Here is a 19570-nt window from a genome sequence, read left to right on the forward strand (position 1 = left end):
ATGAATGCAGAGACAATTATTCGTTTTGACCACGTGTCAAAGCGTTACGACGATACAGTCGTCCTTGAAGATATCAGTTTTGAGATTGAGCGTGGGAAGTTTTATACGCTTCTCGGTCCATCGGGATGTGGGAAGACGACGATTTTGCGTCTCATCGCTGGATTTACCGATGCGACCGAAGGAGATATTCACTTCAGCGGGAAGCGGATCAACGATGTGCCGGCCAACAAACGACAAGTGAACACCGTGTTCCAAGATTATGCGCTGTTTCCTCATTTAAACGTATTTGAGAATGTCGCATTCGGTCTCCGCATTAAAAAATTGAAAGAAGCAGATGTGAAAGCGAAAGTGGAGCAGGCTCTCAAGTTTGTTAACTTAGAAGGATACGGCTCGCGCGAAATCGATGAGATGTCAGGTGGACAGCGCCAACGTGTCGCCATCGCCCGCGCAATCGTAAATGAGCCGGAGGTCATTCTCCTCGATGAACCGCTCTCTGCCTTAGACTTGAAACTTCGTACGGAGATGCAATATGAACTTCGTGAGTTACAGCAACGTCTTGGCATCACCTTCATTTTTGTCACACACGACCAAGAAGAGGCGCTCGCCATGTCGGATGAGATTTTCGTCATGAACAACGGGAAAATTGTTCAGAGTGGGACACCGACTGATATTTATGATGAACCGATCAACCGTTTCGTCGCAGACTTTATCGGTGAATCCAATATCGTGCCGGGTGTCATGCCGGAAGACAATGTCGTCACGTTTGCTGGTAAAACGTTTGACTGTGTCGACCAAGGATTTGACCGCAATGAAAAAGTTGAGGTCATCATTCGTCCGGAAGACTTAGAGATGACATCGGTCGATGCAGCGAAACTCGTTGTCGACGTCGATTCTCAATTGTTCCGAGGTGTCCACTACGAGATTTGCTGTTATGACCAAGAAGGAAACGAATGGCTCGTCCACTCGACGAAGAAATCAATCGTCGGATCAAAAATCGGATTGACGTTTGACGAAGAAGCGATTCACGTCATGCGACTAGGTGAAACAGAAGAAGAATTTGACCGTCGTCTCGAATCCTACGAGGAGGTCCCTCATGAATCAAACTAATCAGACCGCAAAGACGGTATATTTGACGACCTATTGGATTTGGATCGCCTTGTTCGTCATCGCACCACTCGTCCTCGTCGTCTATTATTCCTTTTTTGATATCGATGGGAATTTGAGTTTAGAAAACTATCAGACGTTCTTCACGTCGACGTATTTGTCGATGACGCTCTCGTCGTTCTGGTATGCGTTTCTCATTACGTTCTTCTCGTTACTCGTCGGGTATCCGACGGCATACTTGTTGACGAAGACGAAGCACAAACAGCTTTGGCTCTTACTCATCTTGCTACCGTCATGGATTAACTTGTTGTTAAAGGCGTATGCGTTCCTTGGTATTTTTGGAACGTACGGGATTACGAATCAATTTTTAGAAGCCATCGGTATTGGGACGAAACAGATTCTATTCACTGATTTCAGTTTCGTCTTTGTTTCGGTATACATCTTCATCCCGTTCATGATTTTGCCGATTTACAACGCCATTGAGAAGCTACCGCCATCACTCGTTTACGCATCCCGTGATTTAGGTGCATCGAACTGGACGACGTTCCGACGTGTCATCTTCCCGTTGACGCTTGACGGTGTCAAATCGGGGATTCAAATTGTCTTTATTCCGGCATTATCACTCTTCATGATCACCCGACTCATCGCCGGGAACCGAGTCATCACACTCGGTACAGCGATTGAACAACAATTCCTTGTCACGCAAAACTGGGGGATGGGTTCGACGATTGCCGTCTTCCTCATCTTGGCGATGGTTCTCGTCATGGTCGTCACACGTGACTGGGGTGCGAAAGGAGCGGTTCGTCGATGAAACGTAAACGATTCAAATTATCAAATCTATACTTGGCGGCCGTGTTCTTCATCTTGTATGCGCCAATTCTATATTTGGTCTTCTACTCGTTCAACAGGGGCGGAACGATGAGTAACTTCGAAGGGTTCACCCTCGAATGGTACAAGTCGCTCTTCACGGACACGAGACTTCTCGTCATCGTCTTGAATACGATCGTCATCGCGCTGCTCTCGGCGACGATTTCGACCGTGCTCGGTGTCATCGGGGCACTCGCCATCTATACGGCGAAACAAAAGTATACGAAGACGTCCCTCTTATCATTGAACAACGTCTTGATCGTGAGCCCGGACGTCATCATCGGGGCCTCCTTCTTGATCCTCTTCACGATGCTAGGGATTCAGTTAGGCTTTTATTCGGTCCTCTTGTCGCACATCGCCTTCTCGGTTCCGATTGTCGTCATCTTGGTGTTGCCAAAACTCCAAGAGATGAGTCCGACGTTGATTGATGCGTCACGTGACCTAGGCGCCAGTACGTGGGACGTATTGACGAAAGTCATTCTGCCATATATCACGCCAGGGGTATTTGCCGGTTTCTTCACGGCACTCACCTATTCGTTAGATGATTTTGCGGTTACATTCTTCGTGACAGGGAACGGCTTCACGACGCTCGCCGTAGAAGTCTATTCGCGGGCACGTCAAGGTATCTCGCTTGAAATCAATGCGTTGTCTGCGATTCTGTTCCTCTTCACGCTCTTCCTTGTCATCGGATATTATGTGTTGGCGCAACGAGGATCAAAGGAGGTTAGACGATGAAAAAACTAGTCATCATGTTGGCTGTACCATTGATTGTCAGCTTCGGTCTCCTTCTTTGGATTCAGCAACTGAATGCTGCGCAAGGATTCGGCGGCGACAACACACTGGTCGTCTACAACTGGGGAGACTATATCGATGAGGACTTGATCGGTGAGTTCGAAAAGCAGAGCGGGTTGAAGGTCGTTTATCAAACGTTCGACTCGAACGAAGCGATGCTCACGAAAATTGAGCAAGGCGGTACGGCTTTTGATGTCGCCGTTCCATCCGATTATGCGATCAGTAAGATGAGAGAGGAGAATCTTCTTCTCCCAATCGATTACGATAAACTCGAAAACTTTGATAATATCGATCCGCGCTTCCTCGATAAATCATTCGACCCGGGTAATAAGTACTCGGTTCCTTATTTCTGGGGCACGGTCGGGATCGTCTACAATCCTGAACTAGTCGATGGTGAGATCACTTCATGGAACGACCTGTGGGAAATGCCGCTCGAGAACGACATTCTCCTTGCGGACGGGACACGTGAAGTGATGGGCTTCGGCCTGAACTCGCTTGGTTACTCCCTCAATACGACGAATAAAGATGAGTTGATTGAGGCGGAGCAAAAGTTGGAAATGCTTTGGCCGAACATCAAAGCCATCGTCGGAGACGAAATCAAAATGCTGATGGCGAATCGTGAAGCAGCGGCAGCCGTCGTCTGGTCCGGCGATGCGTCAGAAATCATGTATGAGAATGAAGAACTGACGTATGTCATTCCGGAAGAAGGCACGAATCTCTGGTTTGATAACCTCGTCATCCCAAGTACGGCACAAAACGTGGACGGGGCACATCAGTTCATCGACTTTATGTTAGATGCTGAGATTGCGGCACGTAACACGGATTATGTCGGATACTCAACACCGAACGAAGCAGCTCTCGAATTCTTGGATGAAGAAGTCACATCGGATGAACGGTTCTACCCGTCTCGTGAAGTGACACAAGACCTTGAAGTATATGAAAACCTAGGGAAGCGCATGAACGCTTACTATAACGAGTTGTATTTACGCTTTAAAATGCAGAGTAAATGACGAAACATCCCCGCGCTCATCTGAGTACGGGGATGTTCGTTTATTGCTTGATTGTCGATTTGATGTCTTCGATATGTTTCAAGGTGACAGTCGTGTCGACTTGTGTGAAGGAGTGTAAGATTTCGTACAGGCGGACTTGCTCATCGAGATCGAAAATAAAATCTTGGTAGGTGATCAGCTCTTTGATCCACTGTTGGCGATTGAGCACAGGGACCTCGGCAGATTCGATTTGTTTGAGCGTCGAACGATTGCTGAATACAATCCATGAGTGGAGATGGGTTCGGTCCACTCCAAGCACTTGCTCGATGGCTTTGAGATGTAATTCATTTTGTTTGATCGGATTGAAGAAACGATGCTTTTTACGGCGGGGGAGTGTCTGTGTCCAGTATCGGTCACGTGCCCGACCGAATATCCAACCGCTATAGTTTTTAGATTCGATGACATGTACCCCGGATTGGTTGATCAGAATGACATCGATCTCAGTGGTTCGATCTTTTTTAGAAGGATGGGGGAGATACAGGTTTGTCAAAATCAACGGTTGAAAGAACTTTGACTCAATCTCCGCCACACATAGATACTCTCCGAATAGACCGGTGTCTTGAACCACTTTGAAGTAAGAATGTCGAGTTTGTTGAGAATATTGACTGTTTTGATAACGTTTGACCTTATAGATGATGATGAGTGTGAGGACGAGAAATATGGGTGCGAATATGCTGATCAAGGTGACGAAAATACCTTCGAACAATTCTGTTAGTAGTGAAGCCATCAAATCCCTCCCTTTGTATCCACTATACAAGAAGCGAGATGATTCATATGTATATTTTTTACAATCGAGGATAATCGTTTTCTACATCATAAAGGACCCATCGAAATGGGTCCTTTTGCTTAGGTTTCATGCTTCAGCGCCTCACGCTCTTCTTCTGTAAAGACTCGAGAACGTCCTAAAAATCGTTTCCCTTCGACACCTTCGAGTGAAAACATACCACCCCGACCATCGACCACATCGATGATCAGTTGTGTATGTTTCCAATAATCATACTGTTTCTCATGGATATAGAAGGGCGTCTCGCCGATTTCACCGAGAAGAACGTCGTGGTCGCCCACCATGAACTCGTCACGTGGGAAACACATGGGAGAACTCCCGTCACAACATCCTCCTGACTGATGAAAGAGGAGGGGACCGTGTTTCGATTTGAGACGTTCGATGAGTTCGAGCGCGGCGGGGGTGGCCTCGACTCGTCTCACCATCTTAGAAGAACCCGAGTTTTTGTTCGCTGTAGCTGACGAGCATGTTTTTCGTACGCTGATAGTGACCGAGCATCATCTTATGGTTCTCACGTCCAATCCCAGACATTTTGTAACCACCGAATGCAGCATGTGCCGGATAGGAGTGGTAACAGTTGATCCAGACACGTCCTGCTTGAATTTCACGACCGAAGCGATATGCACGGTTCATGTCTCGTGTCCACACGCCTGCCCCGAGTCCGTAAAGCGTATCGTTCGCGATGGCGAGTGCCTCCGCATCGTCTTTGAACGTCGTGACGGATAAGACCGGTCCAAAAATCTCTTCTTGGAAGATTCGCATCTTGTTATGGCCTTTGAAGATCGTCGGTTGAATGTAATACCCATCCGCGAGCTCTCCGTCCATCATGTTGCGCTCTCCACCGATTAGGCATTCTGCGCCCTCGTCTTTCCCGATTTGGAGATAAGACAGGATTTTCTCCATCTGTTCGTTCGACGCTTGTGCACCCATCATGACATCGGCATCGAGTGGGTTGCCGAGCTTGATTGCTTTGACGCGTTCTAGCACGCGTTCCATGAACTTGTCATAAATCGACTCTTGAATCAAGGCGCGAGATGGGCACGTACAGACTTCCCCTTGGTTCAAGGCGAACATGACGAGACCTTCAATCGCTTTATCAAAGAAATCGTCATCCGCGTCCATGATGTCGGCAAAGAAGATGTTTGGTGACTTTCCACCAAGCTCAAGCGTGACAGGGATGATGTTTTGAGAAGCGTATTGCATAATGAGGCGACCCGTTGTCGTCTCACCCGTGAAGGCGACTTTATCGACACGGTCACTCGATGCGAGCGGTTTTCCTGCTTCGAGACCGAAACCGTTCACGATATTGATGACACCAGGTGGTAATAAATCTTCGATGAGTTCCATGAGAACCATGATTGAAGAAGGGGTTTGTTCTGCCGGTTTTAAGACGACACAGTTTCCGGCAGCGAGTGCCGGCGCGAGTTTCCACACCGCCATCAAAATCGGGAAGTTCCACGGAATGATTTGAGCGACGACACCGAGCGGCTCATGGAAATGATAGGCGACCGTATCATGGTCGAGTTCACTGATGCCACCTTCTTGTGAGCGGATGACCCCTGCGAAGTAACGGAAGTGGTCGATGGCGAGCGGAAGGTCAGCGTTGAGCGTTTCCCGAACGGCCTTCCCATTTTCCCATGTTTCCGCGTAGGCGAGCATTTCGAGGTTCTCTTCCATGCGGTCTGCAATTTTATTCAAGATGACAGAACGTTCCGTGACAGACGTTTTGCCCCAATCGTCTTTGGCTGCATGAGCGGCATCCAAAGCAAGTTCAATATCCTCTTTCGTTGAGCGGGCGACTTCACATAATACTTTCCCATTTACAGGAGATGTGTTTTCAAAGTATTCTCCACCAGCCGGTGCGGTCCACTTTCCGTTAATGTAGTTCTCATAACGGTCCTTAAACTGTACTTTCGTTCCTGCTGAGTTCGGTACTTCATAAATCATGATCGTTCCTCCCTTTTCATACGAGATAAAGGAGTTATGTATGCGCTTACATTTAGCAGTAAGCGAACGACTCCCTTTTTTTGATCGTAACGGTATGATGTGATAAAAGTCAAAATTTTTTGACAATAATTTGTCAATCTTTTGTAAAGACGTTTTGAACTCAAGATTTGTGGAAATGACTAGATTGTACACATTAATTCATCCATAAGGAGTGAGTCACGATGGCTAAGACATATCAGATTGACCCGGCGCATAGTTCGATCACGTTCACGGTCAAGCACATGATGATTTCCAAGGTGAAGGGCGAGTTCAAAGAATTTGATATTAAGGCGAACGGTGAGCCGAGCGATTTAGCGAATGCGAGTGTGAAAGTGACGATTCAGGCAGCATCGATCGACACCAACAACACGGATCGGGATAATCACCTCCGTTCAGGCGATTTCTTCAATGCCGAGGAACATCCGCATCTCGTCTTTCATTCAACTTCTTTCCGTTCAAAAGGAGGCGGAGAATTCGAATTGACAGGGGATTTAACGATTCGAGGAACGACTCGGGAAGAGACGTTTGAAGTGGAGTATGAGGGAAGCGCAAAAGACCCATGGGGCAATACGAAACACGCCTTCTCCGGAGAAGGGTCGCTCAACCGTGAGGACTATGGATTAACGTGGAACCAAGCGCTTGAGGCGGGTGGTGTCCTCGTCGATAAGAAAGTCAAATTCGAGTTCGAGCTCCAATTCACTGAATCGGAAGCATAAGAAAAGTCGCTCATCTGAGCGACTTTTTATTGTTCGTATACCAATTTTTTCTGAAGGCTGTCTTCACTAAACACCCAACCTGTAAACGATGACAACACGTCATTCGTCTGCTCGTCGACGATAACGACGGCAACAAACGGATACATGTTTTTAGAGAAATAACGCAAGTTTGTGAAGCGGTATTCGATCATCCCGTTATGGCGTGTCACGGTGTACGTGTGAATTTTAGAGAATTCGAGGAACGCCTGTAAGTCAGCATTTTTCCGAGCCTCTACGAAATGGAGGTCTTCTTCTCCTGGCATCGGTTTGTCGCGGAAGCGACCGCATTCGATGACTTTGCCTTTTTTCACTTTTACAGCTCCGAGCCCATCGCGGAAACGGACGGCGACATGCCAGTCATCCCAACCGATTCCTGGTGAGATGAACAATTCATGTGCCCCTGCAAAGTGTCTCGCCACGGTAGCGAGCGCACGGTTACGTAATTTAAACTGAATGGCATAGTAACTGATGACAAGCGCAATAAGCAGTGCAAAAATAGGGACAGTCGCACCCGTTATCATCCATAATGCATATGCACCGTAATAAGCGGAGAACAAGTACGGATCAAACGTCCCGATCACGCCCCAGCCGATCCATTTTTTCGAAAAAGGTTGTAGCGCTTGCGTCCCGTAGGCATTGAACAAGTCGACCGTGACATGGAGCAACACGGCGATTTGTGCCATGACCCATAGAGAGGCAGGATTGACGCCGAGGACCGTCCCGATGACGGCGCTGACGATGATTGGCCAAGCAAGAAGCGCGGTGATTCCATGTGAACGACCACGATGTTGGCGTAAATACGTACTATTTCCTTTTAACTTAAAGACGGTGTCGAAGTCTGGTGCATGTGAGCCGACGAGAGCCGTGGCTGTCATGGCTAAAAACAGTTGTGCATCACCTGACACTTCCGGGCTGAGCGTCGCGATGGCACTTAATCCAAGTCCCATACCAATGTGTGTCGCAGTATCCAATGTGCGTCAGCACCTCCATCAATAATGAAAGAATTACGTCATCTATTCCTATTTATCATACAATATTTTTAAAACGAGGGGAAACACAATGCTTAATCTTGATAAATTGTTCACAAATTATAATATTCATCATTTTAACGAGGAACTCGTCACCTGGTTCAATCGCGAAAAGCGTGATTTACCTTGGCGTCATGCGAAAAATCCTTATCGCGTGTGGGTGAGTGAAGTGATGTTGCAACAGACACGAGTCGATACGGTCATCCCATATTACAACCGGTTCATGGAACGCTTTCCGACGCTCGAAGATCTCGCAGCTGCTGACACGGATGAGGTCGTAAAGTATTGGGAAGGGCTCGGGTACTACTCTCGCGTCCGGAACTTACATGAAGCGGTCAAAGAAGTCGCTTCTGTTTACGAGGGAATCGTCCCGGAGGAGAAAGAACGTTTCGAGAAACTAAAAGGGGTCGGACCGTATACGACGGGAGCCGTACTGTCGATTGCCTACAACCAACCGGAGCCGGCTGTGGATGGAAACGTCATGCGCGTGATGTCCCGTCAATTCGGAATCTATGACGACATCGCACTGCCGAAGACACGCAAAATCTTCGAACAAGTCGTTCGTCGATTGATGGACCCGACTCACGCATCCGATTTTAACGAGGGTGTGATGGAGTTGGGTGCTACGGTCTGCACACCGAAAAATCCGATGTGCTCGCTCTGTCCCGTGCAAGACACTTGTTATGCATATGCGCATCATGTACAAGATGAGCTACCGGTCAAAACGAAGAAGGGAGCAGCACGTGTCGAAATGTATGACGCGCTATGCATCGAGAAAGACGGAAAAATCGCATATGAACAACGACCGGACAAAGGGTTGCTCGCTGGGATGTGGCAATATCCGCTTATGGATCGAGGAACGGGGGAACAACTTAACGGAACGTATCTCGGGCAAGTGAAGCATGTCTTCTCTCATATCGTTTGGTATATCGATTTATATCGTGTCGATACGCTTCCGACGGATGACGTCGTCTGGCTAGACGCTTCGGAACGCGAGGTGAAGACGGTTTCTGTTGCTCAACAAAAATTAGAACAATTGGTAGGTGACGAACGTGAGACGATTTGAGGTAGAGTCGACATATGATACGACGGTAGATGTGCTTTGGGATTTGTTACAGGATGCCTCGCTTTTGACGAAGCTGACAAAGTTTCCTAAAGTACGCTTAGAGGGGGACGGCGCCTCGGTCGAAGGGAATGAAGTGAAGTTGTTCGTTGGGGTCGGTCCGGTGGAACTGCCATGGACCAGTGCCATCACCGTTGTGGGGAACCAGGCATTCTGCGATCAAGGAAAGACGTTACCGTTTCCGTTCAAGCGGTTCACACACGTACATCGGGTTGAGTCGCGTGATGGTAAGGCGGTCATGATCGATGAAGTAACGTTCGATAGCTATGTTCCGAACATACTCGTCGAGTATTTCGTGCTTCGGCCGATGTTCCAAGAACGGGCGCGGGCCTTCCAAAAAACACTAAATTCATGAAAATAAGAGATTTCCTTTTTCATTGGTTCTGAAAGTCGCTATAATTAAATATGAGAATTGTATAGCATCATAGCGGAAAGGAGGAGCTTATGAGCTTATTTCCCAAAGCAGGTAGCAAAATCGAGATACAGAGCTACAAGCACAACGGAACTTTGCATCGCGTTTGGGAAGAAACGCTCGTCCTTCAGTCGTCAAAAACGGATATGATCGGATTCAATGACCGCATCATGGTCAGCGAGTCAGACGGTCGGCAATGGAGAACGCGAGAGCCGGCAATTTGCTACTTTTCATCTGAGTATTGGTTCAATGTCATCTGTATGATTCGCGAAGACGGGATTTACTACTACTGTAATCTAGGTTCGCCGACTACATTTGATGGGGATGAACGTGCCATCAAATACATCGATTACGATTTGGACATCAAGGTGTTCCCGGATATGTCGTATACGATTTTAGATGAAGATGAATATGAGCGGCATCGTCGCGAGATGAATTATCCGAAAGCGATTGATCGAATCTTGAAGCAGAACGTGCAAGAACTGATCAACTGGATTCGAGGACGGAAAGGGCCGTTCAACCCAACATTCGTCGATGAATGGTATCGCGAATACGAAGCACGTTATCGGAGATGATTCCTCATCTCCGCTTTTTTTCTTAAGTCAGGAGGCATTATGGGTAGTATTAAACGTTATTTGCAGTTTGTTCGTCCGTATAAGAAACAGATTGCCCTCACCATTTTCGTCGGGATTTTGAAGTTTTCCATCCCGCTCGGATTACCGTTACTTTATAGATATGTCATCGATAACTATTTGACGGATGATGCGCCGAAGCAGGACTACACGACGCTCGTCTGGTTATTCAGCATCGTTTTCTTCGTCTTCCTGGTCCTCAAGCCGCCGATCGAGTATTTGCGTCAATATTTGGCGCAGTGGGCCGCGACGCGTGTCTTGTTCGATGTGCGGAACCGGTTATTCGACCACGTCCAGAAGTTGTCACTCCGCTATTATTCAAACAATAAGACGGGACAAATCATTTCACGGATTATCAACGACGTCGAACAGACGAAAGACTTCGTCATCACCGGTCTGATGAATATTTGGCTCGACATGATCACCATTCTTATCGCCATCGGGATCATGTATACGATTGACCCGCAACTCACGCTGATTGCGATTTTACCACTTCCGTTTTACGCGATCGCAGTCCGCTATTTCTATGGACGGTTGCGTCGTTTGACGCGTGAACGGTCGGCGGCACTCGCTGACCTACAAGGGCATTTGACAGAGCGCGTCAACGGGATGGCGGTCATTCGGAGTTTTGCGCTAGAGCCATATGAGAATAAGGCATTTGAACAACAGAACGGTGGCTTCTTGAACGCGGCACTCAAACATACGAGTTGGAACGCCAAGACGTATGTCGTCGTATCGACCATCACTGACATCGCGCCGATCCTCATCTTCACGACGGCATCGTGGCTCGTCATTCAAGAAGCGGTATCGCTCGGGACGCTTGTCGCGTTCATCGCGTATATCGACCGACTCTATGCGCCGCTCGGTCGTCTCGTCAACTCGGCGACGACACTCACGCAGTCGGTCGCTTCGATGGACCGTGTCTTTGAGTTCTTGGATGAGACATATGATATCGAGGAGAAACCGAACGGGTTCGTCCCGTTGTCGACAGCGGGTAAAATCGACCTTGAGCATGTGAGTTTTTCGTATGAACAGGACGGGACACGAGCGTTGAACGATGTGAACCTTCAAATCCGCTCCGGGGAACGCGTGGCGTTTGTCGGAATGTCCGGTGGAGGGAAATCGACACTCGTCAGTTTGATTCCGCGTTTCTATGACGTGACGGATGGAAGCATCAAAATCGACGGCATCGATGTGCGTGATTACAAATTACGTGCACTCCGCGACCAGATTGGGATGGTCATGCAGGATTCGGTCCTCTTCAGCGAATCGGTTGCCATGAATATTCGGATGGGAAAACCGGATGCAACGGATGAGGAAGTCATCGCGGCGGCCAAGGCAGCGAACGCCCATGAGTTCATCTCGAAACTACAGGACGGATATGCGACACCGGTCGGGGAGAAAGGTGTCAAACTGTCTGGTGGACAGAAGCAGCGGCTTGCGATTGCACGCGTCTTCTTGAAGAATCCACCGATCTTGATTTTAGACGAGGCGACGAGTGCGCTTGATTTAGAAAGTGAAGCGATGATTCAAGACTCGCTGGCCCGTCTGACGAAAGGACGGACGACGTTAATCGTTGCCCACCGCTTGTCGACCATAACGGACGCCGATCAAATCGTCGTCGTGGATAACGGTCAAATCATGGAGACGGGAACGCATGAAGAGTTGATGCGTCGTCGCGGGGCGTATTATGACCTGTATATGATTCAAGATTTAGCCGTAGTCGAATAATAAAAAAGTCGAGTCCTATGGGCTCGACTTTTTTAGCGGTCTAAAAATCGTTTACGGACATCCGGGGAAGGGAGTGTGCACACTTCCTTTTTCCCAAATAGACGTGTCCGATGTTTGGCGAATAACGCATATCCATGATCACGAATCGGTCTAGGTATGAAACGAATGAGTCGAAGCAGGCGCCAACGGCCATCAAGGTGTTCGGCAATTCGAATCGCAGCGTCTGATTTTAAGTAAGGAACCCCTTCCTCAATATAGACGATGCTGTCGACTGATTCCGGGATCCGGTGTCGTGTTCGGAGCGACTGACCGACCTCGCTTTGGAGCGAAGCAAAGTGAATCGAGGCGTGTCGATCATGACGAATGATGAACTGGACACTAGCATCACAGAAGTTGCAATCGCCATCAAATAAAACAATCGCAGGCAAGTACTTCGCCTCCTTCATCGTACTGTTTTACCGTTTTGTCTTCATGTTAAACGTCAAGCAGCGAGTTGGCGAGCAGGTTGCATCTTATAGAGCGATACATAATACAAGTAAGCACCGAAGGCACCGAAGACGAACATGTAACCGCTCATCAAGACCGGACCGATGAACGCGCCAACGACAATGCCTGCCGCGGCAACCAATTTGGCTCCGTGGAACGTGAGGCCGCCGAATGCAAGATAAGAGGCACGGCGTTCAGGGTCGAGGAGGTCAACCTGTTTCACTTGTCGAATCGGCGAGTAGAGGAGTTCGCCAATTGTGAAGATAATCGCGAGTACGGTCAGGACGATAAAGGAGTTCATCGAGGTAATGGCGGCGTATGCTGTGATATATAACGATAAACCAATGAAAAATATGGTCTTCTCTTTGAAACGTTTGACGAACGCAGTAACCGCAAACGTGATGGCGACGACGAGCAAGGTATTCTCTAGTTGCATAAACGCCATCATGCGAACCCCATCAACAGGTATTCCGAGAATTTGACGACTTTCGAATGACTCTGCTAAATGAACACCGATATAGTTCGCCATATGAAACTCGGTCGAAAAGACGAGCATACTTCCAAATACGAATGTGATCCATCGGCGGTCGCGTAACGCGATTTTATAGTTTTCGATGACACCATGAATCGGGTTTGACGGTGTTGAGCGGTTGCCAGTATATGTGTCGACCAAGAAACGTTGAAGAATGATTGTGGTCACAGTGAGAATGACCGTCATACCGATAAAGAGAGCGAAACGATGGTCGCGATAAAAGGCGCCGCCGAGCATGACGCCTCCGGCAATCGCTAAATTGACGAGCCAGTAGTCATACACGTAGATGGCTTTTCGATTTGATTCTTCCATAGAATCGATGACAATCGCCTCGAGAGCTGGATAGTTCAATCCGTTCGAAATGGCATGTCCGAAGTAGAGGATGGCAACGATGAGTGCCCAGTTATTCGATGGGTGAATCGCGATGGTCATCCCAAGAAAACAGATGATTTGAATCACCTGACCAATCTGTAAGACAACCTTCCGATTGAACCGATCGGAAAAGTATCCACCGAATAGACCGGTCAAGTAACCGACGATAACGAATGAGGTCATGATGATACCGGCTGGCACTTTCCCCAACTCTTCTGAGAAATAGAGTGCCATGAATGGGAAAATGGCTGATCCGACGATTCGAATGCAAAATCCGCAAACGAGTCGTAAGCGGACATTTAATGGAAAATCATTAAATTTCATATGGTGAGCACCTCCTTGGTTCTACTGTAATGGGGGACGGTACTCAGTAAAAAGAGACACTTTTTTTGAAGATGTCCCCTTTTAGACGAAAAAAAGAGATGCTTGCGCATCTCCTTCTTACAATTGGGCAAACGAGCGATTGACCGCTTCGATTGTCTCTTCGATATCTTGTTCCGTATGCACTGTCGTCAAGAACCAGGCTTCATATTTTGATGGAGCCAAGTTCACGCCATTCTCAAGCATCAACTTGAAGAAGCGTCCGAACTTCTCACCATCTGACTTTTCCGCACCTTCATAGTCGGTGACGATTTCATCCGTGAAGTAAACGGTAAGGGCACCTTTTAAGCGGTTGAGCGTGATCGTGACATCATGCTTTTCTGCCGCCTCGCGGATGCCGGCTTCCAGTTTCGCACCGAGTGCGTCTAATTTCTCATAGACACCAGGTTGCTCGAGCACTTCCAGGCAAGCGATTCCTGTCGCCATCGAGGCCGGGTTACCGGCCATCGTGCCGGCTTGATATGCAGGTCCGAGTGGGGCGACCGTCTCCATGATTTCAGCCTTCCCGCCGTAAGCGCCGATCGGTAGACCACCACCGATGATTTTACCAAGTGCCGTCATATCTGGTTCGATGCCATACACTTGTTGGGCACTTCCGTATGTGAAACGGAACGCCGTGATGACTTCATCATAGATGACGAGTGCGCCGTGTTCATGTGTGATGTCGTTGACAGCTTGGAGGAAACCTGGCTTCGGTTCAACGATTCCGAAGTTCCCGACAATCGGTTCGACGAGCACACAAGCGACCTGGTCTCCCCATTCTTTCATCATCTCGCGATACGCTTCGACGTCGTTGAACGGGACGGTGATGACTTCTTTGGCAGTGGCTTTTGTTACACCTGCAGAGTCCGGAGAACCGAGCGTCGCTGGACCACTACCTGCTGCAATCAGCATGAGATCCGAATGTCCGTGGTAACAACCGCTGAATTTCACAACAAGTTCACGACCAGTGTAAGCACGGGCGACTCGTACCGTCGTCATGACGGCTTCTGTTCCGGAGTTGGTGAATCGTACCTTATCCATCGAAGGGATGGCTTGTTTTAGTTTCTTCGCAAATTCAACCTCGAGACGGTGTGGTGTCCCGTATAATAAACCTTTTGAAGAAGCGTTCATAAGCGCTTCATGAATGTGTGGATGGGCATGGCCGGTAATGATTGGACCATATGCCGCCAAATAATCGATGTAGCGATTCCCGTCTACATCATAGAAATAGGCGCCTTCGCCGCGTTCCATATAAACAGGGGCGCCGCCACCAACTGCTTTAAATGAGCGAGATGGACTGTTGACACCTCCGACGATGTGAGTGAGTGCATCTTGGTATAATGCATCGGATGACTGACGATTTGATGAAGTAGTCATATGTATTGCCTCCTTATTCAAATTCGCACTTATTGTATCATAGCCGTCAACCGCATAAGCTCAGTGTTTGACGAGTAGTTGAGAAATCAGTACACTATTTATAAAGATTACTATGTAAGAAATAAGTTAATGTTCAAAACTATTTCGCATGAATTTTATAGAAGAAATGAGGGATTGACGTGGGAAGCGAAATGCTTGACCATGCTGTTCAGTCGCTCCGGGAACATGGAGTCAGAATGACGCCTCAGCGCCAGGCCATTTTGGAGTACCTCGTCACGGAGCATAGTCACCCGACAGCGGATGACATTTATAAGGCACTTGCCGCACGGTTTCCAAATATGAGTGTGGCCACTGTATATAACAACTTGCGCGTTTTTAAAGAGGTGGGCCTCGTTCAAGAGATGAACTATGGGGACGCCTCGAGTCGTTTTGACTTTGTGACGTCGAAGCACTATCACATCATCTGTGATACGTGTGGAAAAGTCGTCGACTTTAACTATCCTGTATTAGATGAAATCGAATCGGTTGCATCACAATTGACTGGATTCAAAGTTGATCGTCACCGTCTTGAAGTGTACGGAACGTGCCCGTCTTGTCAGTCTGAACAATCGCAAACACATTAAAAAACCACATCCGACGGCTCGGATGTGGTTTTTTGTGTTAGTCCGTTTGTTGTGACTGACGTTTGTTATATTTCTCATCGAATTCTTTTCCTTCGAGTGAACGGTCGATTGTGAGCGGCTCGTCGCAGTGCATACATAAGTCGACGCGTCCGAGCATCTTCGTCTCTTTTTCACAGTTCGGACAAGTCACGATGATGGCTTTTGTCGAGGCCATCCCGACGATGAAGTAAAGAGCAGAGCTCGCAAGTACCATGACAAATCCAAGAAGCATGAAAATAATCATGAGCCAGGTGATGGATTTTGCGAGAAGACCGAGATACATGACACCGATCCCGCCGAAGATAAGAAGTAATGCTATATTACGTGCGCGGTTGATTTTGTTCCCCCGTTTTTTCATGAGTGAATCCCTCCAATAGTCTGTCTCTATCATAGCTCATCTTCAAACGAGTGAGAAGTTCCTGCACTTTTTCGGCAGGAGTTTTTTGAAAAGAGGGCGAATTTGATTCGTATCGAAAATGACAATCGTCATATATATAGTCAACTTGCGATTGGGAGAGAAGGGGTCCAGATGACGATGGAATATGCGACTCGCACCATTTACTCAGAATATGCTGCATTAAAAACGACACTCGGTATTATTGAGGTGAAGAAAAAACGGGCACGTGATCCGTTGACGGATCAGTCGGATCGCCTGCTCATTGTGATTGAAGCAAAACCAGAACCGTTTTGGACGGTGAAACACTATCAGGTCGGTCAAGAAAAAATTGTCCTGCACGTAGTCAGTGACTCGATGATGGATCGGTGGATTGTCTTGAATGAAAATCGGCGAGCCATTCATTGGATTGAAGACGGAATCGTCTTGTTCGAACGAAATGAGTACATTTTAGAGTTACGACAGCGCAACCGTAATTTAACGAATCGGGAACAACGTTTACAACTCTCAATCTCTTTCGCAAAGTTGTTGCGTCGGTTTGAAGACGGACGTTATCTATTTTTAGAAGGGGAGTTCCAAGACGCCTTCACTCAGATTCATCATGCCCTCACTCACCTGGCACGCCTCTCGATTCTTGAGGCGGGGATTCATCCGGAAATCGTATTGTGGGAACAGGTACGAGCCATTGACCTCGAGATTTATAAGCTGCACGATGAATTGGTCGGAGGACAAGAATCGCTTGAACAGCGCATCCACCTTGTCGTCATTGGCATGGAACATTTGATTCAATCGAAAGTGTTGCCGGGGACGTTGTTATTACTTCAGACGATGCAGGAGAAAGGCGGAGCGTGGACGTTCTCAGAATTGATGGAACATCCGAATTTGAATGAGCTCCGTGTCGACCTTGGAAGCATCATTGGTTTTTTAGTGAAAAAAGGGTATGTTCGAACGGTCACGAGACCGACGAAAGGGGTCGGGGTAGAGGCAGTGCTTTATGAGATTGCTTAACTTCCCTTTCCTAGGAACAATGAGGAGAAAATCAGTTATATGAAACTATTGAAATTTAGCGTGGGAACCGTCTTTATTTTATTTGTCACGATTGTGATTTCTGTCTTTGTCGCCCTTTTTACGATGGGAGACCCCATCACACTTGGGCGACCGATTATTTGGACGATATGGTATATGGCCGTTCTACTAATCATATGTATGGGACTCTATGATTTTTCGTCCTTTTCAAAACAAAAGATTCGAAGAGTTCTCGGCTGGGGTGCGTTAGTCGGTGCTGTCCTCTTCGCTTCTGTGAAAGGATATTATATGTATCAAGATAGTTTGAAGATTGAGGAACGCGGTGTGGAGTTGATGGATTATCAGCCGTTCACGGATTCAGAACAATTGGCGAGACTCGATCACGAGGCTTCGGTGAAGTTTGAGGAAGGTTTGCCGCGATTAGATGGAGCGACAGCGCTCTATCCGATGTACGCTTCATTCGTGGAAGCAGTCTATCCGGACTCGGAAACGTATGATCCATATAATGATCAAACGAGTAAAGTCGTGTCGACGACAACACCGGAAGCGTACAGCCGACTGATGAACGATCAGACCGACTTGATTTTCGTCGCTGGTCCATCTGACCGTCAATTGAAGGTTGCGAAACAAAAAAACGTTTCTTTACATATGACGGCGATTGGAAGGGAAGCATTTGTGTTCTTCGTCCATGAAGATAACCCGGTCGATTCTTTGACGATGGAACAAGTTCGGGGTATTTATTCAGGAGACATTCGGAATTGGGAAGAGGTCGGAGGGGACTCGGAATCCATTCGTGCTTTTCAACGACCGGAGGATAGTGGCAGTCAAACGGCGTTACAAAAGATGATGGGCGAACAAAAGCTCATGGAGGCGCCGGTAGAAGATGTTCCTGAAGGGATGGGTGGAATCATTCAACAAACTTCATCGTATCGGAACCATAAAAATGCGATTGGATTTTCATTTAGATACTATGCGACAGAAATGGTGCATGACTATGAAATCAAGTTACTTCGTATAGATGGAATCGAACCGACCGTTGAAACGATTCAGGATGGATCGTATCCACTGACTTCTGAATTTTATGCGGTGACTACGGAAGAGAAGGCAGAACGATATGAAGATTTTCTTCAATGGCTCGAAAGCGAGGATGGGCAGACGTTAGTTGAGAAGACGGGCTATGTCCGTCTCGATTAATACAAAGCAGAAGGTTTACTTTTCATCATGTTGATGGGAAGTAAATCTTTTTTTATTTTTATTGTTTTTTGTATTGACGAAGTGGTAAATAGAGATTATAGTTATAAACGTTGTCACGGCAAAAGATTATTTCAGAAAAACAATTTGTGAAAAAGTTGTTGACGAAAACAATCAAAACGTGATAGATTAATGAAGTCGCCAAGAGCGGCAGACGAACTTTGAAAACTGAACGATGAGGCAAAAATAAGTTTTACCATTTTTGAATGAAGCGCAAGCTTCGTCAATTTAAGAGCTATATCAAATTCTTTGGAGAGTTTGATCCTGGCTCAGGACGAACGCTGGCGGCGTGCCTAATACATGCAAGTCGAGCGCAGGAAGCCGTCTGAACCCTTCGGGGGGACGACGGTGGAATGAGCGGCGGACGGGTGAGTAACACGTAAAGAACCTGCCCATAGGTCTGGGATAACCACGAGAAATCGGGGCTAATACCGGATGTGTCATCGGACCGCATGGTCCGCTGATGAAAGGCGCTCCGGCGTCGCCCATGGATGGCTTTGCGGTGCATTAGCTAGTTGGTGGGGTAACGGCCCACCAAGGCGACGATGCATAGCCGACCTGAGAGGGTGATCGGCCACACTGGGACTGAGACACGGCCCAGACTCCTACGGGAGGCAGCAGTAGGGAATCTTCCACAATGGACGAAAGTCTGATGGAGCAACGCCGCGTGAACGATGAAGGCTTTCGGGTCGTAAAGTTCTGTTGTAAGGGAAGAACAAGTGCCGCAGGCAATGGCGGCACCTTGACGGTACCTTGCGAGAAAGCCACGGCTAACTACGTGCCAGCAGCCGCGGTAATACGTAGGTGGCAAGCGTTGTCCGGAATTATTGGGCGTAAAGCGCGC

The 19570-nt window shown here is 47.8% G+C and carries 20 protein-coding genes and 1 other annotated feature (1 of these 21 cut by a window edge); of the genes, 12 read left to right on the plus strand and 8 right to left on the minus strand.

Features of this window, described 5'->3' with window-relative positions:
- Genes BV910_RS03640 through BV910_RS03655 form a run of 4 tightly spaced genes read left to right on the plus strand, consistent with a single transcriptional unit; the run spans nt 1 to nt 3773 of the window.
- Nucleotides 1-1107 carry an ABC transporter ATP-binding protein gene (locus BV910_RS03640; RefSeq protein ID WP_047795864.1) on the plus strand — a complete coding sequence of 369 codons (1107 nt, stop codon included), beginning with the start codon at nt 1-3 and terminating at the stop codon, nt 1105-1107.
- Nucleotides 1094-1915: an ABC transporter permease gene (locus BV910_RS03645; RefSeq protein ID WP_015880886.1), complete on the plus strand. Its 822-nt coding sequence runs from the start codon at nt 1094-1096 to the stop codon at nt 1913-1915. Before BV910_RS03640 ends, BV910_RS03645 begins: the two co-directional genes overlap by 14 nt.
- Nucleotides 1912-2706 (plus strand): ABC transporter permease, encoded by a 795-nt coding sequence (locus BV910_RS03650; protein ID WP_078146386.1) that lies wholly within the window; start codon nt 1912-1914, stop codon nt 2704-2706. The genes BV910_RS03645 and BV910_RS03650 overlap by 4 nt, the downstream gene beginning before the upstream one ends.
- Nucleotides 2703-3773, plus strand: a complete 1071-nt coding sequence (locus BV910_RS03655) for an ABC transporter substrate-binding protein (RefSeq protein WP_078146387.1) — start codon at nt 2703-2705, stop codon at nt 3771-3773. The genes BV910_RS03650 and BV910_RS03655 overlap by 4 nt, the downstream gene beginning before the upstream one ends.
- A gap of 40 nt (nt 3774-3813) precedes the next feature.
- On the opposite strand, the gene BV910_RS03660 is transcribed toward BV910_RS03655, so the two are convergent.
- The 3 genes from BV910_RS03660 to adh all read right to left on the minus strand — a co-directional run bounded on the left by BV910_RS03660 (nt 3814) and on the right by adh (nt 6543).
- The gene (locus BV910_RS03660; protein WP_078146388.1) at nt 3814-4539 is read right to left on the minus strand and encodes a nuclease-related domain-containing protein; all 726 of its coding nucleotides are present in this window, start codon (nt 4537-4539) and stop codon (nt 3814-3816) included.
- A gap of 119 nt (nt 4540-4658) precedes the next feature.
- Nucleotides 4659-5021 (minus strand): DUF779 domain-containing protein, encoded by a 363-nt coding sequence (locus BV910_RS03665; RefSeq protein WP_015880890.1) that lies wholly within the window; start codon nt 5019-5021, stop codon nt 4659-4661.
- Between the two features lies 1 nt (nt 5022).
- On the minus strand, nt 5023-6543 hold the full coding sequence (gene adh, locus BV910_RS03670; protein ID WP_078146389.1) for an aldehyde dehydrogenase: 1521 nt from the start codon (nt 6541-6543) through the stop codon (nt 5023-5025).
- 221 nt (nt 6544-6764) lie between these two features.
- Here adh and BV910_RS03675 point away from each other — a divergent pair, with 221 nt between their 5' ends.
- Nucleotides 6765-7298, plus strand: a complete 534-nt coding sequence (locus BV910_RS03675) for a YceI family protein (protein ID WP_015880892.1) — start codon at nt 6765-6767, stop codon at nt 7296-7298.
- A gap of 26 nt (nt 7299-7324) precedes the next feature.
- On the opposite strand, the gene BV910_RS03680 is transcribed toward BV910_RS03675, so the two are convergent.
- On the minus strand, nt 7325-8308 hold the full coding sequence (locus tag BV910_RS03680) for a metal-dependent hydrolase (RefSeq protein ID WP_015880893.1): 984 nt from the start codon (nt 8306-8308) through the stop codon (nt 7325-7327).
- 88 nt (nt 8309-8396) lie between these two features.
- Here BV910_RS03680 and mutY point away from each other — a divergent pair, with 88 nt between their 5' ends.
- The 4 genes from mutY to BV910_RS03700 all read left to right on the plus strand — a co-directional run bounded on the left by mutY (nt 8397) and on the right by BV910_RS03700 (nt 12263).
- The gene (mutY, locus tag BV910_RS03685) at nt 8397-9431 is read left to right on the plus strand and encodes an A/G-specific adenine glycosylase (RefSeq protein WP_078146390.1); all 1035 of its coding nucleotides are present in this window, start codon (nt 8397-8399) and stop codon (nt 9429-9431) included.
- The gene (locus tag BV910_RS03690) at nt 9418-9843 is read left to right on the plus strand and encodes a hypothetical protein (RefSeq protein WP_078146391.1); all 426 of its coding nucleotides are present in this window, start codon (nt 9418-9420) and stop codon (nt 9841-9843) included. Before mutY ends, BV910_RS03690 begins: the two co-directional genes overlap by 14 nt.
- A gap of 89 nt (nt 9844-9932) precedes the next feature.
- Nucleotides 9933-10475, plus strand: a complete 543-nt coding sequence (gene ntdP / locus BV910_RS03695; protein ID WP_015880896.1) for a nucleoside tri-diphosphate phosphatase — start codon at nt 9933-9935, stop codon at nt 10473-10475.
- Nucleotides 10476-10514: 39 nt separating this feature from the next.
- Nucleotides 10515-12263, plus strand: coding sequence for an ABC transporter ATP-binding protein (locus BV910_RS03700; protein ID WP_078146392.1), 1749 nt, complete (start codon nt 10515-10517; stop codon nt 12261-12263).
- Between the two features lie 32 nt (nt 12264-12295).
- Here BV910_RS03700 and BV910_RS03705 read toward each other — a convergent pair whose 3' ends face one another.
- The 3 genes from BV910_RS03705 to BV910_RS03715 form a co-directional block, all read right to left on the minus strand.
- Nucleotides 12296-12691, minus strand: coding sequence for a thiol-disulfide oxidoreductase DCC family protein (locus BV910_RS03705; protein WP_015880898.1), 396 nt, complete (start codon nt 12689-12691; stop codon nt 12296-12298).
- A 53-nt stretch (nt 12692-12744) separates the two neighbouring features.
- Nucleotides 12745-13977 carry an MFS transporter gene (locus BV910_RS03710; protein ID WP_078146394.1) on the minus strand — a complete coding sequence of 411 codons (1233 nt, stop codon included), beginning with the start codon at nt 13975-13977 and terminating at the stop codon, nt 12745-12747.
- 117 nt (nt 13978-14094) lie between these two features.
- A complete protein-coding gene (locus tag BV910_RS03715) occupies nt 14095-15393 on the minus strand; it encodes a glutamate-1-semialdehyde 2,1-aminomutase (RefSeq protein WP_078146395.1) in 1299 nt (432 codons plus the stop codon).
- Between the two features lie 191 nt (nt 15394-15584).
- On the opposite strand from BV910_RS03715, the gene perR reads away from it, so the two are divergent.
- Nucleotides 15585-16016, plus strand: coding sequence for a peroxide-responsive transcriptional repressor PerR (perR, locus tag BV910_RS03720; RefSeq protein ID WP_031421138.1), 432 nt, complete (start codon nt 15585-15587; stop codon nt 16014-16016).
- A 37-nt stretch (nt 16017-16053) separates the two neighbouring features.
- On the opposite strand, the gene BV910_RS03725 is transcribed toward perR, so the two are convergent.
- A complete protein-coding gene (locus tag BV910_RS03725; protein WP_031421140.1) occupies nt 16054-16413 on the minus strand; it encodes a YgzB family protein in 360 nt (119 codons plus the stop codon).
- Nucleotides 16414-16515: 102 nt separating this feature from the next.
- Between BV910_RS03725 and BV910_RS03730 the strand changes: the two genes are divergently transcribed.
- Entirely contained in the window at nt 16516-17457 is a 942-nt protein-coding gene (locus tag BV910_RS03730) for a nucleotidyltransferase-like protein (RefSeq protein WP_240499787.1), read from the plus strand.
- A 39-nt stretch (nt 17458-17496) separates the two neighbouring features.
- Nucleotides 17497-18669: a substrate-binding domain-containing protein gene (locus tag BV910_RS03735; protein ID WP_078146396.1), complete on the plus strand. Its 1173-nt coding sequence runs from the start codon at nt 17497-17499 to the stop codon at nt 18667-18669.
- A gap of 303 nt (nt 18670-18972) precedes the next feature.
- Nucleotides 18973-19570, plus strand: a sequence feature (16S ribosomal RNA rRNA prediction is too short) (it continues 176 nt past the right edge of the window).

Source organism: Exiguobacterium sp. HVEsp1, assembly GCF_002009685.1.
Taxonomy (GTDB): Bacteria; Bacillota; Bacilli; order Exiguobacteriales; family Exiguobacteriaceae; genus Exiguobacterium; species Exiguobacterium profundum.